Origin of the sequence: Noviherbaspirillum sp. (genome assembly GCF_035627455.1) — a bacterium.
Taxonomy (GTDB): domain Bacteria; phylum Pseudomonadota; class Gammaproteobacteria; order Burkholderiales; family Burkholderiaceae_D; genus Noviherbaspirillum.
In genome coordinates, this window is the sequence record NZ_DASPLS010000051.1 from 1 (window position 1) to 6,702 (window position 6,702).

Sequence of the window (6,702 nt, forward strand, 5' to 3'; positions counted from 1 at the left end):
TTCGGATACGTCGTAGAAGCGGCAGATCAGGTTGACCAGGGTGCTCTTGCCGGAACCGCTGTGGCCGACCAGGCCAATCATCTCGCCCGGCTGGATGGCCAGGTCGACGCCGCGCAGCACCGCCCGGTTGCCGTAGCGGAAACCGATGTCGCGCAGCTCGATGCGGCCTTCAATGCGTGGCATGCGCACCGGATTCGGCGCGTCCGGCACGGAGGACACATGGTCGAGGATGTCGAAGATCCGCTTGGCGCCCGCTGCGGCCTTCTGCGTGACCGACACGATGCGGCTCATCGAGTCGAGGCGGGTGTAGAAGCGGCCGATGTAGGCGAGGAAGGCGGTCAGCACGCCGACAGTGATGTCGCCGCGCGACACCTGCCAGATGCCCACGCCCCACACCACCAGCAGGCCGATCTCGGTCAGGAAGGTGACGGTCGGCGAAAACAGCGACCAGACCTTGTTGACCCGGTCGTTGATCAGCAGGTTGTGCCTGTTCGCCTCGCGGAAGCGCGCCGCTTCGCGCTTTTCCTGCGCGAACGCCTTCACCACCCGGATCCCGGGGATGGTGTCGGCCAGCACGTTGGTGACCTCGCCCCAGACCCGGTCGATCTTTTCGAAGCCATGCCGCAGCCGGTCGCGCACGATATGGATCATCCACGCGATGAAGGGCAGCGGCAACAGCGTCACCAGCGCCAGCCAGGGGTTGATGGACACCAGGATCACCGCCGTCATCGTGATCATCAGCACGTCGGTGGCGAAATCGAGCAGGTGCAGCGACAGGAACACGCAGATGCGGTCCGATTCCGATCCGATGCGCGCCATCAGGTCGCCGGTGCGCCTTCCGCCGAAATATTCCAGCGACAGCCGCAGCAGGTGTTCATAGGTCGCGGTGCGCAGGTCGGCGCCGATGCGCTCGGACACCAGCGCCAGGATGTAGGTGCGCGCCCAGCCCAGCACCCAGGCGAACAGCGCGGCGCCGAACAGGCCGCCGAGGTACATCGAGACCAGCGCGACATCGATCTGCTGGCCGTTCTGGTAAGGGATGAGCACATTGTCCATCAGCGGCATCGACAGGTAGGGCGGCACCAGCGTGGCGGCGGTGGACGCCAGCGTCAGCAGGAAGCCGGCCAGCAGCTGGCCCTTGTAGGGGCGGGCGAAGCGCCACAGCCGGAACAGCGTCCAGGTCGACGGCGGCGTGTGCAGCTCCCGGGTGCAGATCGGACATTCTTCCTGGTCTTCCGGCAGCGGCGCCTTGCAGCTCGGGCAGACCGCCTGTTCCGGCGGCAGCACCGGGCAGCCGGATACCGCCGCGTCGCGCTGTTCCTCGAAATGCCTGATCAGGCGCAGCGCCTCCGGATTGCGGCCTAAGGTGTAGCGCCAGCAGGCCAGGCGGCTGCGCTCGTCGTGCAGTTCCAGCGTGCCGACGCCCGCATGGTCGTAGTGCGCCAGCGCCAGTTGCGCGCGGTATGGCCAATCCTGCCAGCCCGCTGCGGTTTTCGCCAGCAGGCGGCTGTCGGTCACGACCACGATGCCGGCGGCGAAGCGCAGGCCGGCATCGAGGTCGAGCTCGACGCAGGCGACGGCGGCTTCGCCCGGGCGCAGCTGCGCCTGGACGTCTTGCTGCCAGGCGGCGGGCACAACTTGCCGCGACGGCAACAATTGGGGGAATCCAGTATTCATTGAAACTCGGGACAGGAGGACAATTTCGGCGAAAATGCCGGTATTCGTTTGCGGAACGTAAATAAATCGGCTCGGGACGCGGTAAAAGCGGCGCCGATGTGGCGCTAAGTATACCGAGAGGCGATAATCTTGTTTCTGGAAGGAGCGTTCTGCACGATAATTTTTTTCGCATTAAGTAAACTTACGGGGTTGTTGAGCGTTAATTCCGCACAGGCCCGCTAAAATCCTGCAATCCTATCCTCAGAACAGGCCTTTTACTCCACAGCCTCTTGTAATAAATGAACAACAAAACCATTGAGATCATCAATGTGATGTCTCTGCGCGGTCCGAATATCTGGACATATCGGCCGGCCATCGAGGCATGGGTGGACATTGGCGATCTCGAAGATTCGCCGTCCAACACCATCCCCGGATTCTACGAGCGCCTGACCGCCCTCCTGCCCGGCCTGGCCGAGCACCAGTGCGGCGTCGGCGAGCCCGGCGGCTTCCTGCAGCGCCTGCGCGAGGGCACCTGGCCGGCGCACATCATGGAACACGTGATGATCGAGTTGCAGAATCTGGCCGGCGTGCAGACCGGTTTCGGCAAGGCCCGCGAGACCGGCAAGCGCGGCGTCTACAAGCTGGTGGTGCGGGCACGCTACGAAGAGGTCAGCCGGGTCGCCCTCTACGCCGCCCGCGACATCGTGATGGCCGCGATCGAGGACAAGCCCTACGACATCGAAACCACGGTGCGGGACCTGACCGACCTGGCCGAGCGGATCGGCCTCGGCCCCAGCACAGCGAACATCGTCGACGCCGCCACCGAACGCCGCATCCCGGCGCTGCGCCTGAACGAAGGCAACCTGGTGCAGCTCGGCTACGGTTCGCGTTCGCGCCGCATCTGGACCGCCGAAACTGACCAGACCAGCGCCATTTCCGAGAGCATTTCCCGCGACAAGGACCTGACCAAACGGTTGCTGCAATCCTGCGGCGTGCCGGTGCCCGAAGGGCGCGTGGTCAGCAGCCCGGAAGATGCCTGGGATGCCGCGCAAGACATCGGCACCCCGGTGGTGGTCAAACCGTCCGACGCCAACCACGGCCGCGGCGTGTCGATGGACCTGAACACCCGCCAGGAAGTCGAAGCCGCGTACAAGCTGGCCGATGAAGAGGGCAGCGACGTGATCGTCGAGCGCTTCGTGCGCGGCGACGAGCACCGCCTGCTGGTCGTCGGCGGCAAGCTGGTGGCGGCCACCAAGGGCGAGATCGCCACCGTTACCGGCGACGGCGTGTCCAACGTCACCCAGCTGATCGACAGCCAGATCAATACCGATCCGCGCCGCGGCGAGCACGAGGATTTCCCGCTCGGCCTGATCACCTATGAAGAAGACCCGACCGTGCTGCTGGTGCTGGAGCGCCAGGGCTTCACCCCCGACTCCGTGCCGCCGGCGGGCAAGACGGTGCTGATCCAGAGCCGCGGCAACCTCGCCTTCGACTGCACCGACGAGGTCCATCCGGACGTCGCGGCCGCCGCGTCGCTTGCGGCGCGCATCGTCGGCCTCGACATCGCCGGCGTCGACCTGGTGGCGGAAGACATTTCCCGCCCGCTGGAAGAGACAGGCGGCGCGATCGTCGAAGTCAATGCCGGTCCCGGCCTGCTGATGCACCTGAAGCCGGCCACCGGCAAGCCGCGCAATGTCGGCAAGGCGATCGTCGACCACCTGTTCCCGGTCGCGGAAGACAACGGCCGCATTCCCATCGTCGGCGTGACCGGCAGCCGCGGCAAGACCATGGTCGCGCGCCTGGTGGCGCGCATGATGAAGCTGCACGGCCCGTACGTCGGTGTCGCCTGCAGCGACGGCCTGTTCCTGCGCCAGCGCCAGACGGTCAAGGGCGACTGCGCGAACTGGGCGTCCACCCACCGCATCCTGATGAACCGTTCGGTCGAGGCAGCGGTGTTCGAGAACAGCTACCGCGCGATCCTGACCGAAGGCGTCGCCTATGACCGCTGCCTGGTCGGCGTGGTCACCAACATCGACCCGGCGGCGAGCCTGCCCGAGTTCTACATCAAGGATGCCGACGACATGGTCAAGGTCGCGCGCACCCAGGTCGACATCGTGCTGCCGGAAGGCACCGCGGTGCTCAATGCCGCCGACCAGCGCGTGGCCGAACTGGCCGGGCTGTGCGACGGCGATGTCGTCTTCTTCAGCCGGTCGCCGGAGGCGGCGCCGCTGGCGAAGCACCTGGCCGAAGGCGGTCGCGCGGTGTACGTGCGCGGCGGCAGCATCATGCTCGCGGCGGGCAAGGACGAGACGCCGGTGGTCGAGCTCGCCAGGCTGCCGATCCCGGGCCTGGAACAGCAGCCCTGGCTGCTCGAGAACATCCTCGCCGCGGCCGGCGCCGCATGGGCGCAGGGCATCGGCGCCGACGTAATCCTGGCGGCGATCGAAACCTTCGACTATGGCATCGGCAGCGCTCGGAAGGTGGCCTGACGCAGGCAGCGGCCTGTCGCCGGCCTTCGTCCGCGCCACGAAGTGAAATGATGAAGCAAGAGGGCCACCGGCTGCTGCGGCAGCCGATGGCAACAAGAGAGCGCGGCGGCTCCCGCTGACGGTCCGACCGCGCCAACAAGGAACTATTGATGGAAATCTCGCGTATCCGCGCCCTGCGCGGCCCCAACCTGTGGAGTCGACACACGTCGATCGAAGCCATTGTCTCGTGCACCGAAGCGGAGTGCGACATCAATGCCCTGCCGGAATTCGAGCCGCGGCTGCGCACGCGTTTTCCCGACATCAAATTCCTCGAGCCGGCCGCCGGCCAGCCGTTCTCGCTGGCGCATGCGCTGGAATCCGCGGCGCTCTGCCTGCAGGCGCAGGCCGGCTGTCCGGTCACCTTCAGCCGCTCGGTCGCGACCGTCGAAGCCGGCACCTACCAGGTGGTGGTGGAATACACCGAGGAGCAGGTCGGCCGTCTCGCATTCGACCTGGCCGAGCAGCTGATCCGCAGCGCGCTCGAGGACACGCCGTTCGATCTGGAAAGCGCGCTGAAGCGGCTGCAGGAACTGGATGAAGACATCCGCCTCGGGCCGAGCACCGGTTCCATCGTGCAGGCGGCGGTCGCGCGCGGCATTCCCTATCGCCGCCTGACCGAAGGCAGCATGGTGCAGTTCGGCTGGGGCAGCCGCCAGCTGCGCATCCAGGCCGCCGAAACCGGCTTTACCAGCGCGATCGCGGAATCGATCGCGCAGGACAAGGAACTGACCAAGACGCTGCTGGACGCGGCCGGCGTGCCGGTACCCAACGGCCGTTCGGTGAGCGATGCCGAAGACGCGTGGAAAGCGGCCTGCGAGATCGGCAGCCCGGTGGTGGTCAAGCCGCGCGACGGCAACCAGGGCAAGGGCGTCGCCGTCAACATGAAGACCCGCGAGGATGTGCTGAATGCCTATGCGGTGGCGCATGCGATCAGCGAAGACGTGATCGTCGAGCGCTACATCTCCGGCCACGACTACCGCTTGCTGGTGGTCGGTACCCAGCTGGTCGCGGCCGCGCGGCGCGAGCCGCCGCAGGTGACCGGCGACGGCGAGCACAACATCGCGCAGCTGATCGAGCAGGTCAACCGCGACCCGCGCCGCGGCGACGGGCATGCGACCTCGCTGACCAAGATCCGCCTCGACGACATCGCCCGCGCCACGCTTGCCAAGCAGGGCTACACCGCCGAGAGCGTGCCGCCGAAGGGCGTGCGCGTGGTCCTGCGCAACAATGCGAACCTGTCGACCGGCGGCACCGCGACCGACGTGACGGAAGACGTGCACCCCGACCTCGCCGCGCGCGCGGTGGAAGCGGCGCAGATGGTCGGTCTCGACATCTGCGGCGTGGACGTGGTCTGCGAGACCGTGATCCAGCCGCTGGAGGAGCAGGGCGGCGGCATCGTCGAGGTCAATGCCGCGCCCGGCCTGCGCATGCACCTGCAGCCGTCCTACGGCAAGGGCCGCGCGGTGGGCGAGGCGATCATCTCGACCATGTTCAAGGACGGTGACGACGGCCGCATCCCGGTGGTTGCGGTGGCCGGCACCAACGGCAAGACCACCACCGTCAAGCTGATCGCGCACCTGCTGACCGCGAACAGCCATCGTGTGGGGATGACCGGCACCGACGGCGTGTACATCAGCGGCAAGCGCATCGACACCGGCGACTGCAGCGGACCGCGCAGCGCGCGCAATGTGCTGATGCATCCCGACGTCGATGCCGCGGTGTTCGAGACCGCGCGCGGCGGGGTGCTGCGCGAGGGCCTCGGCTTCGACCGCTGCAATGTCGCTGTGGTCACCAACATCGGCGAAGGCGACCACCTCGGCCTGAATTTCATCACCACCGTGGAAGACCTCGCGGTGGTCAAGCGCGTGATCGTGCAGAACGTCGCGCCCGGCGGCACCGCGGTGCTGAACGCGGCCGACCCGATGGTCGCCAGCATGGCTTCGGTCTGCCCTGGCTCGGTCACCTTCTTCGCGCGCGACGTGCATCACCCGGTGATGACCATGCACCGCGCGCAGGGCCGCCGCGTGGTGTACGTGGACGGCGATGCGATCGTCGCCGCCGAGGGCAGGAATGCGCAGCGCATCCCGCTGGCCGACATTCCGCTCACGCGCGGCGGCACCATCGGCTTCCAGGTCGAGAATGCAATGGCCGCGATCGGCGCCGCCTGGGGCCTGGGCATCGACTGGGACGTGGTGCGCAAGGGCCTGCTGAGCTTCGTCAATGACGCGCAGAGCGCCCCCGGGCGCTTCAACCTGTTCTCCTACAAGGGAGCCACGCTGATCGCCGACTATGGCCACAACCCGGACGCGATCCAGGCGCTGGTCAATGCGGTGGAAAGCATGCCGGCCAAGCGCCGTTCGGTGGTCATAAGCGGCGCCGGCGACCGCCGCGACATCGACCTGCGGCGCCAGACCGAGATCCTCGGCGACGCCTTCGACAGCGTGGTGCTGTACGAGGATGCCTGCCAGCGCGGGCGCGCGGAGGGCGAGGTGGTGGGGCTGCTGCGCGACGGCCTTGC

The 6,702-nt window shown here is 67.2% G+C and carries 3 protein-coding genes; 2 read left to right on the forward strand and 1 reads right to left on the reverse strand.

Features of this window, described 5'->3' with window-relative positions:
• A partial coding sequence (locus VEC01_RS09225; protein WP_324900519.1) for an ABC transporter transmembrane domain-containing protein occupies window positions 1-1,677 on the reverse strand: 1,677 nt, incomplete at its 3' end.
• A 278-nt stretch (window positions 1,678-1,955) separates the two neighbouring features.
• Here VEC01_RS09225 and cphA (VEC01_RS09230) point away from each other — a divergent pair.
• Together cphA (VEC01_RS09230) and cphA (VEC01_RS09235) are read left to right on the forward strand one after the other, a co-directional pair.
• Complete coding sequence (cphA, locus tag VEC01_RS09230) at window positions 1,956-4,145, forward strand: cyanophycin synthetase (protein WP_324900520.1); 2,190 nt, start codon at window positions 1,956-1,958, stop codon at window positions 4,143-4,145.
• Window positions 4,146-4,294: 149 nt separating this feature from the next.
• Window positions 4,295-6,702 (forward strand): cyanophycin synthetase (gene cphA, locus VEC01_RS09235; RefSeq protein WP_324900521.1); only part of this gene is annotated, 2,408 nt, incomplete at its 3' end.

What these genes read in the sequence shown, in the direction of transcription:
- cphA (WP_324900520.1), top strand. Translation starts at nt 1,956, where the DNA reads ATGAACAACAAAACCATTGAGATCATCAATGTGATGTCTCTGCGCGGT.